The organism is Kitasatospora sp. CB02891, assembly GCF_002803145.1.
GTDB lineage: Bacteria > Actinomycetota > Actinomycetes > Streptomycetales > Streptomycetaceae > Kitasatospora > Kitasatospora griseola.
Window position 1 is genome coordinate 19,063 of sequence record NZ_NNBO01000016.1, and the last position, 17,190, is coordinate 36,252.

17 protein-coding genes and 1 tRNA gene are annotated in these 17,190 nt (G+C 73.0%); 7 read left to right on the forward strand and 11 right to left on the reverse strand.

The genetic code is table 11. The features are described from left to right. Nucleotides 1-31: 31 nt before the first annotated feature. Nucleotides 32-104: transfer RNA gene (locus CG736_RS28970), tRNA-Gly, on the reverse strand. Between the two features lie 152 nt (nt 105-256). Continuing rightward, nucleotides 257-574 carry an Lsr2 family protein gene (locus CG736_RS28975; RefSeq protein WP_043915312.1) on the reverse strand — a complete coding sequence of 106 codons (318 nt, stop codon included), beginning with the start codon at nt 572-574 and terminating at the stop codon, nt 257-259. A gap of 421 nt (nt 575-995) precedes the next feature. On the opposite strand from CG736_RS28975, the gene purS reads away from it, so the two are divergent. From purS to CG736_RS28995, 4 genes are all read left to right on the forward strand, one after another. Next, nucleotides 996-1,250, forward strand: coding sequence for a phosphoribosylformylglycinamidine synthase subunit PurS (gene purS / locus CG736_RS28980; RefSeq protein ID WP_033250393.1), 255 nt, complete (start codon nt 996-998; stop codon nt 1,248-1,250). After that, entirely contained in the window at nt 1,247-1,924 is a 678-nt protein-coding gene (purQ, locus tag CG736_RS28985) for a phosphoribosylformylglycinamidine synthase subunit PurQ (protein WP_100589118.1), read from the forward strand. The genes purS and purQ overlap by 4 nt, the downstream gene beginning before the upstream one ends. Then, nucleotides 1,924-4,179 (forward strand): phosphoribosylformylglycinamidine synthase subunit PurL, encoded by a 2,256-nt coding sequence (gene purL / locus CG736_RS28990; RefSeq protein ID WP_100589119.1) that lies wholly within the window; start codon nt 1,924-1,926, stop codon nt 4,177-4,179. The genes purQ and purL overlap by 1 nt, the downstream gene beginning before the upstream one ends. Nucleotides 4,180-4,250: 71 nt before the next feature. Continuing rightward, nucleotides 4,251-5,063 carry a maleylpyruvate isomerase family mycothiol-dependent enzyme gene (locus CG736_RS28995; RefSeq protein ID WP_100589120.1) on the forward strand — a complete coding sequence of 271 codons (813 nt, stop codon included), beginning with the start codon at nt 4,251-4,253 and terminating at the stop codon, nt 5,061-5,063. Here the strand turns inward: CG736_RS28995 and CG736_RS29000 are convergent. The 4 genes from CG736_RS29000 to fbaA form a co-directional block, all read right to left on the reverse strand. Then, nucleotides 5,060-5,923, reverse strand: a complete 864-nt coding sequence (locus CG736_RS29000) for a nucleic acid/nucleotide deaminase domain-containing protein (protein ID WP_100589121.1) — start codon at nt 5,921-5,923, stop codon at nt 5,060-5,062. The genes CG736_RS28995 and CG736_RS29000 overlap by 4 nt on opposite strands. A gap of 41 nt (nt 5,924-5,964) precedes the next feature. Next, nucleotides 5,965-6,819, reverse strand: a complete 855-nt coding sequence (locus CG736_RS29005) for a DUF3152 domain-containing protein (protein WP_232734252.1) — start codon at nt 6,817-6,819, stop codon at nt 5,965-5,967. Between the two features lie 221 nt (nt 6,820-7,040). Continuing rightward, nucleotides 7,041-7,460, reverse strand: coding sequence for a DUF3151 domain-containing protein (locus tag CG736_RS29010; protein WP_043915303.1), 420 nt, complete (start codon nt 7,458-7,460; stop codon nt 7,041-7,043). A gap of 128 nt (nt 7,461-7,588) precedes the next feature. Beyond that, nucleotides 7,589-8,611, reverse strand: coding sequence for a class II fructose-bisphosphate aldolase (fbaA, locus tag CG736_RS29015; protein WP_100589122.1), 1,023 nt, complete (start codon nt 8,609-8,611; stop codon nt 7,589-7,591). Between the two features lie 250 nt (nt 8,612-8,861). On the opposite strand from fbaA, the gene CG736_RS29020 reads away from it, so the two are divergent. Next, nucleotides 8,862-9,587: a DedA family protein gene (locus tag CG736_RS29020; protein WP_229848555.1), complete on the forward strand. Its 726-nt coding sequence runs from the start codon at nt 8,862-8,864 to the stop codon at nt 9,585-9,587. A 114-nt stretch (nt 9,588-9,701) separates the two neighbouring features. Here the strand turns inward: CG736_RS29020 and pyrE are convergent, their stop codons facing one another. The 5 genes from pyrE to CG736_RS29045 form a co-directional block, all read right to left on the reverse strand. Further along, nucleotides 9,702-10,238 (reverse strand): orotate phosphoribosyltransferase, encoded by a 537-nt coding sequence (gene pyrE, locus CG736_RS29025; protein WP_043915296.1) that lies wholly within the window; start codon nt 10,236-10,238, stop codon nt 9,702-9,704. Between the two features lie 31 nt (nt 10,239-10,269). Continuing rightward, a complete protein-coding gene (locus CG736_RS29030; RefSeq protein WP_100589123.1) occupies nt 10,270-11,130 on the reverse strand; it encodes a CoxG family protein in 861 nt (286 codons plus the stop codon). A gap of 127 nt (nt 11,131-11,257) precedes the next feature. Beyond that, nucleotides 11,258-12,925 carry a spermidine synthase gene (locus tag CG736_RS29035; protein ID WP_198520645.1) on the reverse strand — a complete coding sequence of 556 codons (1,668 nt, stop codon included), beginning with the start codon at nt 12,923-12,925 and terminating at the stop codon, nt 11,258-11,260. 79 nt (nt 12,926-13,004) lie between these two features. Next, nucleotides 13,005-13,631 carry a DUF2617 family protein gene (locus tag CG736_RS29040; protein ID WP_232734253.1) on the reverse strand — a complete coding sequence of 209 codons (627 nt, stop codon included), beginning with the start codon at nt 13,629-13,631 and terminating at the stop codon, nt 13,005-13,007. A 388-nt stretch (nt 13,632-14,019) separates the two neighbouring features. After that, on the reverse strand, nt 14,020-15,180 hold the full coding sequence (locus CG736_RS29045) for a pyridoxal phosphate-dependent aminotransferase (protein WP_100589124.1): 1,161 nt from the start codon (nt 15,178-15,180) through the stop codon (nt 14,020-14,022). Nucleotides 15,181-15,389: 209 nt separating this feature from the next. Here CG736_RS29045 and CG736_RS29050 point away from each other — a divergent pair, with 209 nt between their 5' ends. Both CG736_RS29050 and CG736_RS29055 read left to right on the forward strand, forming a co-directional pair. Further along, nucleotides 15,390-15,914 (forward strand): hypothetical protein, encoded by a 525-nt coding sequence (locus CG736_RS29050; protein ID WP_100589125.1) that lies wholly within the window; start codon nt 15,390-15,392, stop codon nt 15,912-15,914. Between the two features lie 4 nt (nt 15,915-15,918). Beyond that, entirely contained in the window at nt 15,919-17,016 is a 1,098-nt protein-coding gene (locus CG736_RS29055) for a peptidase (protein WP_198520646.1), read from the forward strand. The last annotated feature ends 174 nt before the right edge of the window (nt 17,017-17,190 follow it).

Genomic DNA, 17,190 nt, shown 5'->3' on the forward strand with positions numbered 1-17,190 from the left:
TGAGTTATGACAGCTTGTCACGCTAGCTGCGAGCGGACGACGAGATTCGAACTCGCGACCCTCACCTTGGCAAGGTGATGCTCTACCAACTGAGCCACGTCCGCACGGTGCCTGAGCACCGGCCGCCCCGATCGGGTTCCCCCGGTTGCGGCGACGAGAAGAACTCTACAACATCAAACGGCCTGCTCGCCCCATCCTTCCCCGGCGGCGTGGCCGGGGAAGGCGTCGGCGGCCCGCGACGGGCGGCCGGGAGGGGTCAGTTGTTCTCGGAGAACGCCTCGTACACGTGCTTCGGGATGCGGCCGCGGGCGGGCAGTTCCATGCCGTTCGACTGCGCCCAGGCGCGCACCGCGGCCGGGTCCGGGGTGAGCGCGGTGCGGCGGAAGGACTTTCCGCTGCGGCTCTGCCGGCGGCCCGCGGCGACGAACGGGGCGAGGGCCTCCCGAAGCTTTTCCGCGTTGTCGGCGGACAGATCGATCTCGTACGACTTCCCGTCCACGCCGAAGTGGACGGTTTCCGCGGCGGTGCCGCCGTCCAGGTCGTCGGAGAGCGTGACGACTACACGCTGAGCCATGGGTGTCAATCCTCTCGGGCAATTCGGCCGACGGAGGTCTCGGATGCCCCGCCGGTCCGCTGGGCCGGGATCACGGCATCCGTCGGCGGGCAGGGGGCCCACGCCGAGATGCGGCGCGTTCGGCTGCCGGTCGCCCTATTCTGCACCCGGAACCTGCTGAAATCGAAGAGTTCGGGATTCCTTTTTTCCGGATATTCACGGGGTTCCCCCGGATGCCGATACGGTCTCGTTACAGACGGGATTAAACCGACGAAATGGGATGGCAACGGGGACCCGGACGGCCCGGTGGCCGGGCCCGGAAGCCTTGGCGCGTAAGGGGCATCGGTCTACGCGCGTTGCCGCAGGTGGGCCGCAAGATGACCGTCCGGCACAGGTAGGCTGAAGGTCCCCCGCCTGAACGCAATCACCACCGGGAGTGCCAGTGGCACGCGTCGTAGTCGACGTCATGCTCAAGCCGGAGATCCTCGACCCGCAGGGACAGGCGGTGCAGCGTGCACTGCCCCGTCTCGGATTCGCCGGGATCGCCGACGTCCGCCAGGGCAAGCGTTTCGAACTGGAGCTGGAGGGGCCGGTCGACGACGCCGCGCTCGCCCGCATCCGTGAGGCCGCCGAGACCTTCCTCGCCAACACCGTGATCGAGGACTTCACCGTCCGCGTCGAGGAGGAGGGCAAGTGACCACCCGCATCGGCGTCGTCACTTTCCCCGGTTCCCTCGACGACCGCGACGCCCAGCGCGCGGTCCGCCTGGCCGGCGCCGAGCCGGTCGCCCTTTGGCACCGTGACAAGGATCTCCACCAGGTCGACGCGGTCGTCCTGCCCGGCGGATTCTCCTACGGCGACTACCTGCGCTGCGGTGCCATCTCCCGCTTCTCCCCGGTGATGGACACCGTCATCGAGCAGGCGAAGCTCGGAATGCCGGTCCTCGGTATCTGCAACGGCTTCCAGGTGCTGTGCGAATCGCACCTGCTGCCCGGCGCGCTCACCCGGAACGACTCGCTGCACTTCATCTGCCGCGACCAGAAGCTCCGCATCGAGAACGCCGACACCGCCTGGACGCGGGATTACTCGGCCGGCCAGGAAATCGTCGTTCCGCTGAAGAACGGCGAAGGCCGGTTCGTCGCCGACGCGCACGTCCTGGACGAACTCGAGGCGGAGGGCCGCATCGTCGCCCGGTACCTCGATGTGAACCCGAACGGTTCGTACCGCGACATCGCCGGCATCACCAACGCCGCCGGCAATGTCGTCGGCCTGATGCCGCACCCGGAGCACGCCGTGGAGCCGCTCACCGGTCCGACCACCGAGGGCCTGGGCTTCTTCACTTCCGTCCTGAAGCAGCTGGTGAACGCCTGATGAGCCTCGACACCGTCAAGAACGCCGAGCAGACCCCGGACGCCGGTCAGCCCTGGGCCGAACTCGGCCTCAAGGAGGACGAGTACGCCCGGATCCGCGAGATCCTGGGCCGCCGCCCGACCGGCGCCGAGCTCGCCATGTACTCGGTGATGTGGTCGGAGCACTGCTCGTACAAGAGCTCCAAGGTCCACCTCAAGCAGTTCGGCGAGAAGGCCCCGGAGAACGACGCGATGCTCGTCGGCATCGGCGAGAACGCCGGTGTGGTCGACGTCGGCCAGGGCTACGCGGTCACCTTCAAGGTCGAGTCGCACAACCACCCGTCATACATCGAGCCCTACCAGGGCGCGGCCACCGGCATCGGCGGCATCGTGCGCGACATCCTGGCGATGGGCGCCCGCCCGGTCGCCGTGATGGACCCGCTGCGCTTCGGTGCGGCCGACCACCCGGACACCCGGCGCGTGCTGCCCGGGATCGTCGCGGGCATCGGCGGCTACGGCAACTGCCTGGGCCTGCCGAACATCGGCGGCGAGGTCGTCTTCGACTCCTGCTACCAGGGCAACCCGCTGGTCAACGCGCTGTGCGTCGGCGTGATGAAGCACGAGGACATCCACCTCGCGAAGGCCTCCGGCCCCGGCAACAAGGTCATCCTGTACGGAGCCCGCACCGGCGGCGACGGCATCGGCGGCGTCTCCGTGCTGGCCTCGGAGACCTTCGACGCGACCGGCCCGGCCAAGCGCCCCGCCGTCCAGGTCGGCGACCCGTTCCAGGAGAAGCTCCTCATCGAGTGCACCCTGGAGATCTTCAAGGAAGACCTCGTCGCGGGCATCCAGGACCTCGGCGGCGCCGGCCTGTCCTGCGCCACCTCGGAGCTGGCCTCGGCCGGCACCGGCGGCATGCGGATCGAGCTGGACACCGTGCCGCTGCGCGACCACACGCTCTCGCCGGAGGAAATCCTCATGAGCGAGTCGCAGGAGCGCATGTGCGCCATTGTCGAGCCCGGCAAGGTCGACCGCTTCCTGGAGATCTGCGAGAAGTGGGACGTCATCGCCACCGTCATCGGCGAGGTGACCGACGGCGAGCGACTGGAGATCTTCTGGCACGGTGAGCTGGTGGTCGACGTGCCGCCGCGCACCGTCGCCCACGAGGGCCCGACCTACCAGCGCCCGTACGCCCGCCCGTCCTGGCAGGACGCCCTGCAGGCCGACGCCCCGACCGCCGAGCGGCTCGCCCGCCCGGCCAACGGCGACGAGCTGAAGGACGCGCTGCTGAAGGTCGCGGGTTCGCCGAACCAGGCCTCCAAGGCGTGGATCACCGACCAGTACGACCGCTACGTGCTGGGCAACACGGTGCTCGCCACCCCCGAGGACTCCGGCATGATCCGGATCGACGAGGAGACCAACCTCGGCGTCTCGGTCGCCACCGACGGCAACGGCCGCTACGCCAAGCTGGACCCGTACACCGGCGCCCAGCTGGCCCTGGCCGAGGCGTACCGCAACGTCGCGGCCGGCGGCGCCAAGCCGCTCGCGGTCTCCGACTGCCTCAACTTCGGCTCCCCCGAGGACCCGGACGTGATGTGGCAGTTCGCCGAGGCCACCCGCGGCCTGGCCGACGCCTGCCAGGTGCTCGGCACCCCGGTCACCGGCGGCAACGTCTCGCTGTACAACCAGACCGGCGACGTCGCCATCCACCCGACCCCCGTGGTCGCGGTGCTCGGCGTCATCGACGACGTCACCCGGCGCACCCCGGTCGGCTTCGCCGAAGAGGGCCAGCTGCTCTACCTGCTCGGCGACACCGCCGACGAACTGGGCGGCTCCGCCTGGTCGCAGGTCGTGCACAACCACCTCGGCGGCCTGCCGCCCAAGGTGGACCTGGAGCGCGAGCGCCTGCTGGGCGACATCCTGATCGCCGCCTCCCGCGACGGCATGATCGACGCCGCCCACGACCTCTCCGACGGCGGCCTCGCGCAGGCCCTGGTGGAGAGCTGCCTCAAGGGCGGCAACGGCGCCCGGGTGGTCGTGCCCGAGGGCATCGACCCGTTCGTGTTCCTGTTCTCCGAGTCCGCCGGACGCGCCGTGGTGGCCGTCCCGCGCAGCGAGGAGCTCCGGTTCAACGACATGTGCGGCGCCCGCGGCCTGCCCGCGGCCCGGATCGGCGTGGTCGACGGCGACGCCCTGGAGGTCCAGGGTCAGTTCACCGTCACCCTGGCCGAGCTGCGCGACGCCCACACCGGCGTCATCGAGGCGCTGCTCGCCTGACGCGGCCTCGTTCGACGGGCGGTCGGTTCGGATTCCCGGACCGGCCGCCCGGCTTTTTGTACGCTGCGGGCATGCCCACTGCGAAGCCTCGGACCTACGACCCGGTGAAGGTGCGCGCCGCGCTCACCGGGCAGCTCGACGCGATCTCCGCCACCGTCCGCTCGCTGGACGACGAGCAGCTCGCCCTCCCCACCCGGCTGGGGGACTGGCGGGTGCGTGAACTCGTCGCCCACCTCGGCATGGTGGTCAGTTGGGTGCCGCGGCACCTGCACGACCCGCTGCCGCCGCAGGCCCCGATCGCCCCGTCGGACTGGGCGTCGCGGACCCGGACCGCGGCCGCGTCGATCAACGCCACTGCGCTGGAGCTGGTGGCCGAGCAGTTCGCCGGGGACGCCGCCCAGGTGTCGGGCGAACTCGACCGGCAGATCGGCGAGTTGTGGCGCGCCCTGGACAGCGAGGAGGGGCGGCAGCCGGGCCGGGTGATCCTGATGCGGTTCGGGCCGATGCTGCTGGCCGACTTCCTGGTCGTCCGGCTGGTGGAGACCGTGGTGCACGCCGACGACCTGGCCGATGCGCTGGGCCTGGCCGACTTCCCGCACGACCGCTTCGCGCTGGCCTCCGTCACCCGGCTGCTGGCCGACGCGTTCGCCGGCCAAGTTCCGGGCGGCGCGGTCGAGTTGCGGATCCCGCCGTTCGCCGTGGTGCAGGCCGTCGAGGGCCCCCGGCACACCCGGGGCACCCCGCCGAACGTGGTCGAGGCCGACCCGCTGACCTGGATCCGGCTGGCCACCGGCCGCCTCGCCTGGGCCGACGCGCTGGACGCCACCCTCACCGCGAGCGGCGAACGCAGCGACCTGGCCGGCTTCCTGCCCGTGCTGGGTTAACCCCTCGCGGCCAGGGTGGCCGCCAACTCCCGGATGCCGGCGTCGCGTTCGGCCGCGGTGTCGCCGTAGTCGAAGCTGTGGCTGAACGCGGCGTCCGGGAAGGTCCGGGCCAGCCACACGCTGCAGTAGTGGCCGGGCTGGAAGCAGGCCTGGAGTTCGGTGTAGACCTCCAGCACGTCCGCCGGGTCGAGGCCGGCCGCGGTCAGCTGCTGCCGGAGCGTCTCCTCGGGATGCAGGGCGAGCGAGCCGTCGGCGGTGAGGACGAACGGCTCGCCGTCCTGCCCGCGGACCTTGAACGCGGCGTACCCGGGCACGCCGAGGGTGTGCCGGACGTCCTCCAGCACCCGCGGCCACCACTGCTCGTCGCTCTCGAACGCCCGCAGGTCGGTGCCGCGGATCCGGCTCTCCGCGGTCGAGAACAGCCGGAAGATCTCCTCCGGGTGCTCGGCGGCCGCCAACTCCCGCAGGTTCTGCTCCAGTTCGCACAGGTTGCCGAGGAACGCCGCCAGGTCGGCGTCGACCAGGACCGGCGGCTCGCGGAACGCCAGGTACACCGCCCAGACGCGCCCCTGCCCGTCCAGGCACAGCTCCGCGCCCCGGTCGGTGCCCAGCCGGGCCCAGTCGGCCTCCGGACGGCCGTCGACCGACAGCCCGGCCCGGTGGGCCCAGTCCGCCAGCCGCAGCGGCTCCCCGGCGGACGCGGTGAAGTACGGTCCGACCCGCAGCGGCAGGCCGGCGGCGGACAGCAGCGCGGCGGCGGGGGCCGGGACGGCCGTGGCGGCGGTCTCGGCGGGGGCGGGGCGGTACAGGCCGGCCGGGCCGAAGCGGTCGAGCAGGCGCTGGGTGAGTTCGGTGGTCATGGTTCCTGGTTCGGAGTCGGTGGCCGGGGCGGCGGGGCCGGTCAGGGGACGGACGGCCCGCTGAGGTAGCTGCCCTTGGCGTCGTACGGCCAGGCGTTGGCGGTGCAGCCCTTGAGGCCGTAGATCTGCTGCATCATCGCGGGGGCGGGCTTGCCCGGGCCGGGGCAGTCCTCGTGGCCGTGGCCGATCCGGTGGCCGACCTCGTGATTGACGATCAGCGCCCGGTAGTCGTCCAGGCTGCCGTCGAACTGGGGCGAACCGGTCAGCCAGCGCTTGGAGTTGACCACCACCTGCTTGCCGACGTCGCAGTTCACCTCGCCCTTGGTGTCCAGACCGCCCGCGCCGCAGATCCGGTCGGTGGTGTCGGGCGAGGCGATCTTGACGGTGAAGTCGTAGGAGCCGGAGGAGACCAGCTTGAAGCTGTTGCGCTTGTCGGCGGTCCAGCTGCGCTTGTCGGCCAGCACCGCCTGCACGGCGGCGGCGGCGGTCTTCGGGTCGATGTTGATGCCGTCCTCGACCTCGACCTGGTAGCGGCGCACCGTGCCGCCGGTGCCGACCGTGGTGCCGGACGCGGCGGCGGTGGTGAAGCTGCCGCTGCCGTGCTGGACGACCTGCGGGGCGGCGGGCGGCGTGGTCTTCGGGGCTGCGGTCTGCGGCGGCGGGTTCTCCTCCGTCCGGACGGGCTCGGGGGATTCGCTGACCGGCGGGACGGGTCGGGCCTGCGTGGTGGACCCGGCCTCCGGCGACTGCGCGGCGGTCGAGTGGAGGAGAGTGAATCCGGCCGTGCCGAGCACGGCCAGCGCCGCGGTGCCGCCCAGCGTGAGGGCCAGCCGGCGGCGGCGCGTCCTGGCGCGGCGTCGGGCGGACCTGCCGGGTGACCTGCGGGCTGCGGGCATCTGGTTTCCCTCGGGACGACGACATGGCGATCCGTGCGGTCCGGTGACCCGATTCGCACGAATGTGCTGCATCGTGAACATACGCGGTATGGCTGCGGTTGGTTCCCCGGGGCCCCCGGTCCCGGGCCGTGCGTCCGGCGCCGTGCGGAGCCGACGGGACGCCGGTAAGCCGTCGGCGCCCCGTCCCGGCCCGGAGGCGGGAGGGGCGCCGACGGACGGGGTCACTGCTTGAGTTCGGCGTACGCCTCGGCGCTGCTGTCCTTCAGGAACTGCCAGCAGCGGGCCTCCTCCTCGGTCTCGCCGATCGACCCGGCGGCCCGGGCGAGCGCGGCCAGGCAGCGCAGGAAGCCGCGGTTGCCGCGGTGCTCCCACGGGATCGGGCCGTGGCCGTGCCAGCCGTTGCGGCGCAGCGCGTCCAGGCCGCGGTGGTAGCCGGTGCGGGCGTACGCGTAGGACTCGACGGTGCGGCCGGCCGCGAAGGAGTCGTCCGCGAGCATCGCCCAGGCCAGGCAGAACGCCGGGTAGTCGGCCGCCACCTGGGTCGGCGACGCGGACTCCTCGGCCAGCATCCGGTACGGCTGCTCCTCCTCGGGCAGGAGGGTCGGCTCGGGCCCGTCGAGCAGGTTCTTGTGCATCTCCATGGTGTGCCAGTCTGCCACTCGGATCTTGTGGAGCAACCATGCTCGACCCGAAGGGGAGGCTGCCGCGAGCAGAACGCACGGTGCCCCCGTACCCGGGCGGGTACGGGGGCACCGTGCCGGGCCGTGCCTTACTTCATGCGCCGGCCGGCCGAGCGCAGCTGCTGCGCGGCCTCCAGCACGCGGGCGGCCATGCCGGCCTCGGCCAGCTTGCCCCAGGTGCGCGGGTCGTAGGTGTTCTTCTTGCCGACCTCGCCGTCGACCTTCAGCACGCCGTCGTAGTTGCGGAACATGTGGTCCACGACGGGGCGGGTGAAGGCGTACTGGGTGTCGGTGTCGAGGTTCATCTTGACCACGCCGTTCTCCAGCGCGGTCCGGATCTCCTCCGCGGTGGAGCCCGAGCCGCCGTGGAAGACGAAGTCGAACGGGTCCTGCTTGCCGTACTGCTTGCCGATCTCGGTCTGCAGGTCGGCCAGCAGCTCCGGACGCAGCACCACGTTGCCCGGCTTGTACACGCCGTGCACGTTGCCGAACGAGGCGGCCAGCAGGTAGCGGCCCTTCTCGCCCAGGCCGAGCGCCTCGGCGGTGCGCACCGCGTCGTTCACGGTGGTGTACAGCTCGTCGTTGATCTCGTGCGAGACGCCGTCCTCCTCGCCGCCGGTCGGGGTGATCTCGACCTCGAGGATGATCCTGGCGGCGGCGGCCTGGGCCAGCAGCTCCTGCGCGATGGACAGGTTGTCGGCCAGGGTCTCGGCCGAGCCGTCCCACATGTGCGACTGGAACAGCGGGTTCTCGCCGCGGGCGACGCGCTCGGCGGAGATCGCCAGCAGCGGGCGGACGTAGCCGTCCAGCTTGTCCTTCGGGCAGTGGTCGGTGTGCAGGGCCACGGTGACGTCGTACTTGGCCGCGACGATGTGCGCGAACTCGGCCAGCGCGACGGCGCCGGTCACCATGTCCTTGTTGTGCTGGCCACCCAGGAACTCCGCACCACCGGTGGAGATCTGGATGATGCCGTCGCTCTCGGCCTCGGCGAAACCGCGCAGCGCGGCGTGCAGGGTCTGGGACGAGGTGACGTTGATGGCCGGGTAGGCGAACTTGCCCGCCTTGGCCCGGTCGAGCATCTCGTTGTAGGCCTCGGGAGTTGCGATGGGCATGCGAATCCGCTCCTGTCGGTGTGGGGCGATCGGACGACGCTGTCCGAAGGCTCGATACGCCTGTGGTTCACGACGGATGCGGTACGAGCTGAGGGTGGTTGCTCGACCGCGGGCCGGACACCTCGGTCATCCTCCCAGACTCGCCCCGCGGACACACCCAGCGGCCCGCCACTTGGGACGGCAGCTCCGACAAGGGCTTCGCGGGTCGCCTGTTGCGGCTTTGCCGGGTGAGTCGGGCTATCCTGCGCGCGTGGAACACATCCAGCTCGCCGTCAACGTCCTTGACGCCAAATCGCTCGTCGCCTCCGTCGGCGCCATCGGGATCCTGGCGATCATCTTCGCCGAGACCGGCCTGCTGGTCGGGTTCTTCTTCCCCGGTGACTCGATGCTCATCCTGGCCGGTGTCGCCGCCTCCAGCGCCGCGCCCGCGGTGCTCGGCGACGGCGCCCAGATGAACATCGGGATGCTGCTGGTCGGCGCGCCGCTCTGCGCGATCGCCGGCGCCCAGCTCGGCCACCTGCTCGGCCGCAAGGTCGGCCCGAAGATGTTCGACAAGCCGAACTCGAAGATCTTCCGGCCCGAGTACGTGGAGAAGGCCGAGGAGTACTTCGAGAAGTTCGGCCCGGCCAAGGCCGTGGTGCTGGCCCGCTTCATCCCGATCGTGCGGACCTTCCTCAACCCGGTCGCCGGCACCCTGCAGATGCCCGCCAAGACCTTCCTGCTCTGGAACGTCGTCGGCGGCGTGCTGTGGACCGAGTCCATGCTGCTGATCGGCTACTTCACCGGCGACCAGCTCGCCCCGGTGATCGACAAGTACCTGCTGCCCGCGATGGCGCTGATCATCCTGATCTCGGTCTCGCCGATCATCGTCGAGGTGATCCGCGAGCGGAAGAAGAAGAAGGCCGGCGAGGGCGCCGTCGAGGCCGAGGCGCAGACCGCCGAGTCGGTCGCCGGCGGCCGGCACCGCAAGCACTGAGCCCGCACCGCGGGACGCGAGAGGCCCCGGCCACCCGATGAGGGTGGGCCGGGGCCTCTCGCCGTTCGACGTGGTCGACGTGGAACCGGCCCCCGTCCGGGCCGGCCCCGGGGCTCACAGGCCCAGGTCGTCCAGGGTGTACGCGGTGATGTACGGCAGGCCGGTCTCCGCGATCGCCGGGGCCGCGCCGCGCTCCACGATCACCGCGACGCCGACCACCTCGGCGCCCGCCTCGCGCAGCGCCTCCACCGCGGTCAGCACCGAACCGCCGGTGGTCGAGGTGTCCTCCACCGCCAGCACCCGGCGGCCCTTCACGTCCGGGCCCTCGATCCGGCGCTGCAGGCCGTGCGCCTTGCCCGCCTTGCGGACCACGAAGGCGTCCAGCTTGCGGCCGCGGGCCGCCGCCGCGTGCAGCATCGCCGCGGCCACCGGGTCGGCGCCCAGGGTCAGGCCGCCCACCGCGTCGAACTCCAGGTCCGCGGCCGCGTCCAGCATCACCTTGCCGACCAGCGGGGCCGCCTCCGCGTCCAGGGTGATCCGGCGGAGGTCGACGTAGTAGTCGGCCTCCCGGCCCGAGGAGAGGGTGACCTTGCCGTGCACGACGGCCTTGTCCTTGATCTGCGCCAGCAGGGCGTCCCGGTCGTTGCTCATGGTCAGCGATTTTACGGGCCGCCCGGCCCGGTCAGCGCCGCCGCAGGGCGCGGACCAGCACCACCGCGCCGCCGAGCAGCGCCACCCCGCCGCCGATCACCCACGGCAGCGCGCTGCGCTCGCCGCCCGCACCCGGCACCAGGGCCGGCTCGCCGCCCCAGCGGGTGGCCGCCCGGGCCCGGGCGCTGTGCGCCGGCGGGGCGGGCGCGTACCGGCCGTGCGGCGGGGCGTGGTCCACCTCCTCGGCGGAGCGGCCGACGATGCTGCGCCGCACCGGGGCGCTCTCCTGCTCGAACGCCGCGTCCGGGCGCGGCACCGGAACCGGCTCGGGCAGGTCGTCCTCGCTGAACGCGATCAGGTCCGACAGGTCGTCGTCCAGGTCCGGGCCCTGCGCCCGCTCGTCCAGGAACACCACGGTCGCGCCGTCCGCCGGGTCCTCCTCGGCGTCCTCGCCGGGCCCGGACAGCTCGGCCACCAGGGCCGCCACCGCCCGGTCGATCAGCCGGCGGCCGGCCGTCTCCAGCACCGGGCCGTCGAAACCGGCCAGTCGGCCGGAGGCGGTCAGCGAGGTCGTGAAGCACACCGCGGTCTCGCCCGGCCGCTCCCGCAGGGTGATCCGCAGCTCGGCGGTCACCGGGGCCGCGCCGCGGATCTCCTCGCCGGTCAGCCGCAGCTCCAGCGCGTCGTCCCGCCAGCCGCCCACGGACAGCCGGCCGGCGAAGGTGATGGTGGAGCCGGCGATCCGGATCCTGAGCCGGCTGTCCGCCGCCGAGGGGGCGGACGTGGACGCGACCGCGCTCAGCCCCGGCACGCAGCGGGCCACCAGCTCGCGGTCCACCAGCGCCTCCCGGACCACCTCGGCGGGCACCGGGACGACAACCTCATGCTCCATACCGGCGAGCCTACCGACCGGCCGCCGCCGTGCCGAGCCCCGCACCCGAAGCCGGGCCGGGAGTGCCGCGAACGGGCGCACGGCGGGCGGTCGTTCGCCGGAACGGGGGCGGCCGGACGGCGACCGGTCAGGGGCCGATCAGCGAGTGCGGCGGGGGCAGCGGCGACGGCCGGCGGGCGGACAGCCGGGCCGCCGTGCCGCGCAGCGCGTCGACGGTGAGCGAACGCGGCGCCGGCGCGTCCGCGGCCAGCGCCAGCGCGGGGGCGTCGTGTCCGGCCAGCAGGAACGCCGGGGCGGGCCCGGCCTGCCGGCAGTCCTCGGCGGCCGGTGCGACGCCCTGGTACGGGACGGCGTCCAGCCCGGCGGCGGCCAGCCCCGCCTCGGAGCTCCACAGCACGCCGTCCGGGGCGCCGCCGCGCACCGCCAGCCGGCCGTCCGGGGCGAGCCGCCGGGCGGCCAGGCCGTAGAACTCGCGCGAGCGGTACTTGCCGTGCGCGGCCTCGTCGTCCAGGTCGGAGACGATCACGTCGAACTGCCCGGCGGTCCTGCGCAGCCAGCCCATCGGCTCGGCGGTCACCAGCCGCACCCGGGGGTCGTCCCAGGCGTGCTCGGTCAGCGCGTCGTAGGCGTCGTCCCGGCGGGCCAGCGCGGACAGCTCCGGGTCGCGCTCGACGACCAGCACGCTGCGCACCGCCGGGTGCCGCAGCACCTCGCGCAGGGCCAGGCCGTCGCCGCCGAGCACCAGTACCCGGGAGCTGGGGCCGTCGCCGAGCGCGGGGCGGACCAGCGCCTCGTGGTCGCGGTACTCGTCGGGGCCGCAGACCGCGAGCCGGCCGTCCAGGAAGAGTTTCAGCGGCGGCGGGGTGCGCTGCTCGGCGCCGGCCGGGCCGCCGGTGAGGACGATCTCCTGGTAGCGGCTCTGCGCGACGAACCGGATCGGCCCGCCGTACAGGGCGTGCCGGGCCGTGCGCTCGATCGCGCCGGTGCAGGCGGCGGCCAGCGCGAGGACGGCGAGCACCAGGCCGCAGCCGGTCCACAGCAGCAGCCGGGCGCGCGGGGTGGGTTCGGCGCGGAACAGCCAGAGCACCACCACCGCCCCGGCGACCGCGTTGACGGCGCCGGTCACCAGCGCGCCGGCGGCCTGCCCGAGCGCGGGCAGCAGGACGAACGGGAAGGCCAGGCCGCCGATCAGCGCCCCCACGTAGTCGGCGGCGAACAGGTCGGCGACGGCCCGGCCGGCGTGCTCCCGGCGGATCCGCTGGATCAGCGTCATCAGCAGCGGGATCTCGGCGCCGATCAGCAGGCCGATCAGCACGGTGGCGGCGACCAGCGCGATCAGCGTGGCGTGCGGCTGGCGGAACCACGCCCAGCCGCAGTACAGGGCGAGCGCGGACAGGCCGCCGGTCAGCGACAGCGCGTACTCGACCAGGGCGAAGGAGGTGGCCGGGCGGCGGGTGAGGCCCTTGGCGAGCAGCGAGCCGACGCCCATCGCGAAGACCATCACGGAGAGCACCACGGAGGTCTGGGTGACCGAGTCGCCGAGCAGGTAGCCGCCGAGCGCGACCAGTTCGAGTTCGTACACCAGGCCGCAGGCCGCGCAGACGAACGCGGCCAGCAGCACCAGGATCCGGGCCGGTCGGGCGGACAGGGCGAGCGGTATGGCGCCACCGGCCCGGACCGCGCCGCCGAGGCCCGCGGTGCGGGGGGCGGTGGTGGGCCGGTGCTCGGCCGTCTGCGGGGGAGCGGGGGCGTCCGGAGCCGGCTGCGCGGACCGTCCGACCGGATGGTTGATCATGAAGGGAACGCTAGGCGAGAGCCCGGGCGAATGGCTGCGCCCAATCGGGGGACAGCGGGCGGCGTCCGGTTGACGCCGGTCACCACTCTGCCTGCGGCTCCGGGCCGTTGCGGCGGGCGCTGCCGCGGCCGCTGTGCCCGCCGTGCCCGACCCGGCCCCCCGGGGCGTCGACGGTGCGGCGCAGCGAGAGCGAGGAGCGGGTGCACACCAGCCGGCCCTCCTGCGGGTAGGCGTGCCAGGTGCGCCAGTGCACCCGGCGGTCCCCGCAGTGGGCGACCAGGGCGGTGAACGCGCTCGGGTCGCCGGGGAAGATCCCGGCCAGCGCCCGCGGGTGCCCCTCGACCAGGGCCAGCAACTCCTGGGCGCGGGCCGCGAACACGTGCGGCGGGAGCTCCTCGATCCGGGCGGCGAACTCGTACTCCCAGCCGGCCACCTGCTCGGCGACCCGGGCCGGCAGCGGCGTGCGGCGGCCGGGCAGGCAGGCCACCGTCTCCAGGCAGTCGCCCGGCCCGGCCGCCAGGACGACCTGGTGGGAGGCGCCCAGCAGCCGCAGCTGGAGGGTGCCGCCGAAGGCGTCGGAACGGCCGGTCCCGTCGTCGAGCCCGATGTCGCGGACCGCCAGTGCGGGCAGCGGCTCGCCGCCCAGCTGCCAGGCCAGGTCGCCGGCGCGGGTGTCCGTGTAGGAGGTCTGCAGGGTGGTGAGCATGCTCGGCTCCGCGTTTCAGCTCCGTACGCGCCCCTTCGGCCGGAGTCCACTCCTCGTGCGCGAGGCTGTTCGAGACTGTCCGATCCGGGGCGCGGCCGACCGTGGAAGGAGGGATTCCGGCTGGAGATTCAGCAGCAGAGAAGCACGAATTCTCCGGGTCCGTCAGGGATTTACCCATGTTTGGCACTCATTCACCGCTCTGAGGCCTGTGCCCGACTGGGTGTGATCGGTCCCGGGTTGCACTCTGTCCGGCGAGCGCTGCCACGCCCGTCGCGTGCGCCGTGCACTCCTGGAGCGGTTGCGGGGCGAACGGCGTTCGGACATGCCGGGGCGCCCGGCGGCGGTCCCCGGCCACCGGGCGCCCCGGCTGCAGCGTCCGCTCCGGCCGCTACAGGCGGTGCAGCCGCTCGACGGCCTCCCGCAGCACCGACTCCCGCTTGCAGAACGCGAACCGCACCTGGGCGAGGCCGATTTCGGTGCGGTCGTAGAAGACCGCGTTGGGAATGGCCACCACGCCGCAACGCGCGGGCAGCGCACGGCAGAACTCGATGCCGTCCTTCTCGCCGAGCGGAGTGATGTCGGTGGTGATGAAGTACGTCCCCTGCGGCTCGAACACCCGGAACCCGGCCTCGGTCAGACCGGCCGCCAGCAGGTCGCGCTTGCGGTGCAACTCGGCGCGGAACTCCGCGAAGTACGCGTCGGGCAGCCGCAGCGCCTCGGCGACCGCGTACTGGAACGGGCCGGCCGAGACGTACGTCAGGTACTGCTTGGCGGTGCGGACCGCGGCGACCAGTTCGGGGGAGCCGGTGACCCAGCCGACCTTCCAGCCGGTGAACGAGAAGGTCTTGCCGGCCGAGGAGATCGCGACGGTGCGCTCGCGCATCCCGGGCAGGGCGGCCAGCGGATGGTGCGCGCCGTCGAACACCAGGTGCTCGTAGACCTCGTCGGTGATCACCAACAGGTCGTGCTCGACCGCCAGTTCGGCGATCGCGGCGAGTTCCTCGGGGGTCAGCACGGTGCCGGTCGGGTTGTGCGGGGTGTTGATCAGCAGCAGCCGGGTGCGCGGGGTGATCAGCGACCGCAGCTCGTCCAGGTCGGGTCGGAACGCGGGTTGACGGAGCGTCAGCGGAACCCGCACCGCGCCGGCCATCGCGATGCAGGCCGCGTAGGAGTCGTAGAACGGCTCGAACGCGATCACCTCGTCGCCGGGTTCCAGCAGGGCGAACAGCGCGGCGGCGATGGCCTCGGTGGCGCCCGCCGTGACCAGCACCTCCCGGTCGGGGTCGTACGTCAGCCCGTGGAAGCGCTGCTGGTGCTCGGCGATCGCCTCCCGCAGCTCCGGCACGCCCGGCCCGGGCGGGTACTGGTTGCCGCGCCCCTCGCGCAGCGCCCGCACCGCCGCCTCCCGGACCTCCTGGGGACCGTCCGTGTCGGGAAATCCCTGGCCGAGGTTGATCGAGCCGGTGGCGGTGGCCAGGGCGGACATCTCCGCGAAGATCGTCGTGCCCATGCCCGCCAGCCGGCGGTTCAGCAGTGGCCTAGCACCCATTGCGGCTCCTCGCAGCTCGTGTTCGGCCAATCCTCCGACGGCTGCGGGCCGCGGACAAGCTTCGGTCGGCGGGAGCGTGGTCATCCCGGTGGCGGAGACCGGTGCGCGTCGACTTGCGGGGGCATGGCGCGCTCGATTGTCTGATCGTACGTCAAAGGGCGTGCTCAATCGGCATGTCCGCCGTTCGGGGGGATACTTCGGGAGCCACTGTGCGTGCACGAATCCTGTCCGCTGCGGCTGCGGCCGCCGTCCTCGCTCTGGCCCAGCCGGGCCTCGCCCTCGCGGAGGAGGAGGGCGACGACCCCAGCACCACCGTCACGTTCGTCGTCACCTCCGGGGCGCTGACGCTGTCGGTGCCGGCCTCCGCCGCCCTCGGGTCGGGAGCGCCCGGCACCTCGATCGGCGCGGCGATCGGCCCCTGCACCGTCATCGACAACCGGGCCCTGCTGTCGGCGAGTTGGACGGTGACCGCGGCGGAGACGGACTTCGTCAACGGCCTGTCGACGATTCCCGCCACCGACGCCACCTACACGGTCGGGTCGGTGACCACCACCGGCACCATCACCGTCACGTCGACCAACGTGACGCTGAGCAATTCCGCGCAGACGGTGCTCACCGGGAGCGCCGGGGTCGGGGACAACACCGCGACCTGGGACCCGACTGTCACGGTCAGCGTGCCCGCCAGTGCCGTCAGCGGGCTCTACACCGGCACGCTGACCCAGTCCGTTGCCTGACGTGATGAGGGGTGCGCGCCGGTCCTGGGCGGTGCTGGCGGCGCTGGCCGCGGTGTACGCGGTCGGGGTGGGACCGGCGACGGCGGACGGGATGGGCGGGCCCTCCGCGGTGCCGGGCGTCACGGAGCACGAGACGCACGAGCACGAGGCGCACGAGCACGAGACGCCGTCCCCGGAGCCGAGTCCGACGGCGCAGACCATCGGCATCAAGCTGCTCGACGCCCCGGAGAACCGCCGGGACGACCCCCGGGCGCAGGCGTACATCGTCGACCACCTCGCGCCCGGCTCGACCATCGAGCGGCGGGTGGAGGTCGTCAACGAGTCGTCCGCGCCGATGCACGTCGACGTCTACGCCGCGGCGGCCGCCATCGTGAAGGGGCAGTTCGCCTTCGCGGCGGACCGCGCCGCGAACGAGCTGACCGGCTGGACGTCGCTGGACGCCTCGGGGCTCGACCTGGCGGCCCACGGGACGGCACAGGTCCGGGCCACGATCCGGGTGCCCAAGGACGCCGCCGCCGGCGAGCGGTACGGCGTGGTCTGGGCGCAGACGGGTTCGCCGCCGGCGGACCGCCGGCACAACCTGGCGATCACGGGCCGGGTGGGCGTCCGGATGTACCTGGACGTCGGCCCGGGCGGCGAGCCGGCCTCCGACTTCGAGATCGAGCAGCTCTCGCCCGCCCGGGGCCGCGACGGACGGGCCGAACTGCACGCCCGGATCCACAACACGGGGGGACGCGCCCTGGACATCAACGGGGTGCTCTCGCTGTCCGACGGACCGGGCGGACTGCGCGCCGGACCCTTCACGGCGAAGACCGGCACCACGCTGGCCCCGGGCGACCGCGCCGAGGCGGTCGTCCCGCTGGACTCCCGGTTGCCGGACGGCCGGTGGAACGTGGAACTGACGCTCAGGAGCGGACTGGTCGAGCACACCGCGCGGGCCGCCGCCACGTTCCCGACGGCGCCCGGCGGCGCCGGGGCGGTGACCGCGTCGGCCGCGCAGTCGGAGAGCTACCCCACTCCCGTGGTTGCGGGGCTGTCGGCGCTCGTCCTCGCCGCCGGGAGCTTCCTGTTCCTCAGGTTCCACCGGCGGCGGGGCCGCTGACGACCCGTTCGGCCGCAGGGCACGCCCCAGGGCCGCGGAAGCGCCGGACGCCGTCCGGCGCCTCCGCGGCCCTCGCCCGTTCCTGGCCCAAACGGATCGTTCACCCGCGGAGGCTGGTCTAGTCTGCCGCCACAGGGGTGATCCTCGTTCGGGGATCCGCGGGCCGGGGGGAAC

Bases quoted from the DNA above. Each gene is read 5' to 3' on its own strand.
- CG736_RS29035 (WP_198520645.1), bottom strand. From the start codon at position 12,925: ATGATCAACCATCCGGTCGGACGGTCCGCGCAGCCGGCTCCGGACGCC.
- CG736_RS29000 (WP_100589121.1), bottom strand. From the start codon at position 5,923: ATGACCACCGAACTCACCCAGCGCCTGCTCGACCGCTTCGGCCCGGCC.
- CG736_RS29005 (WP_232734252.1), bottom strand. From the start codon at position 6,819: ATGCCCGCAGCCCGCAGGTCACCCGGCAGGTCCGCCCGACGCCGCGCC.
- fbaA (WP_100589122.1), bottom strand. From the start codon at position 8,611: ATGCCCATCGCAACTCCCGAGGCCTACAACGAGATGCTCGACCGGGCC.
- CG736_RS29030 (WP_100589123.1), bottom strand. From the start codon at position 11,130: ATGGAGCATGAGGTTGTCGTCCCGGTGCCCGCCGAGGTGGTCCGGGAG.
- purL (WP_100589119.1), top strand. From the start codon at position 1,924: ATGAGCCTCGACACCGTCAAGAACGCCGAGCAGACCCCGGACGCCGGT.
- CG736_RS28995 (WP_100589120.1), top strand. From the start codon at position 4,251: ATGCCCACTGCGAAGCCTCGGACCTACGACCCGGTGAAGGTGCGCGCC.
- CG736_RS28975 (WP_043915312.1), bottom strand. From the start codon at position 574: ATGGCTCAGCGTGTAGTCGTCACGCTCTCCGACGACCTGGACGGCGGC.
- pyrE (WP_043915296.1), bottom strand. From the start codon at position 10,238: ATGAGCAACGACCGGGACGCCCTGCTGGCGCAGATCAAGGACAAGGCC.
- CG736_RS29055 (WP_198520646.1), top strand. From the start codon at position 15,919: ATGAGGGGTGCGCGCCGGTCCTGGGCGGTGCTGGCGGCGCTGGCCGCG.
- CG736_RS29045 (WP_100589124.1), bottom strand. From the start codon at position 15,180: ATGGGTGCTAGGCCACTGCTGAACCGCCGGCTGGCGGGCATGGGCACG.
- CG736_RS29040 (WP_232734253.1), bottom strand. From the start codon at position 13,631: ATGCTCACCACCCTGCAGACCTCCTACACGGACACCCGCGCCGGCGAC.
- CG736_RS29010 (WP_043915303.1), bottom strand. From the start codon at position 7,460: ATGGAGATGCACAAGAACCTGCTCGACGGGCCCGAGCCGACCCTCCTG.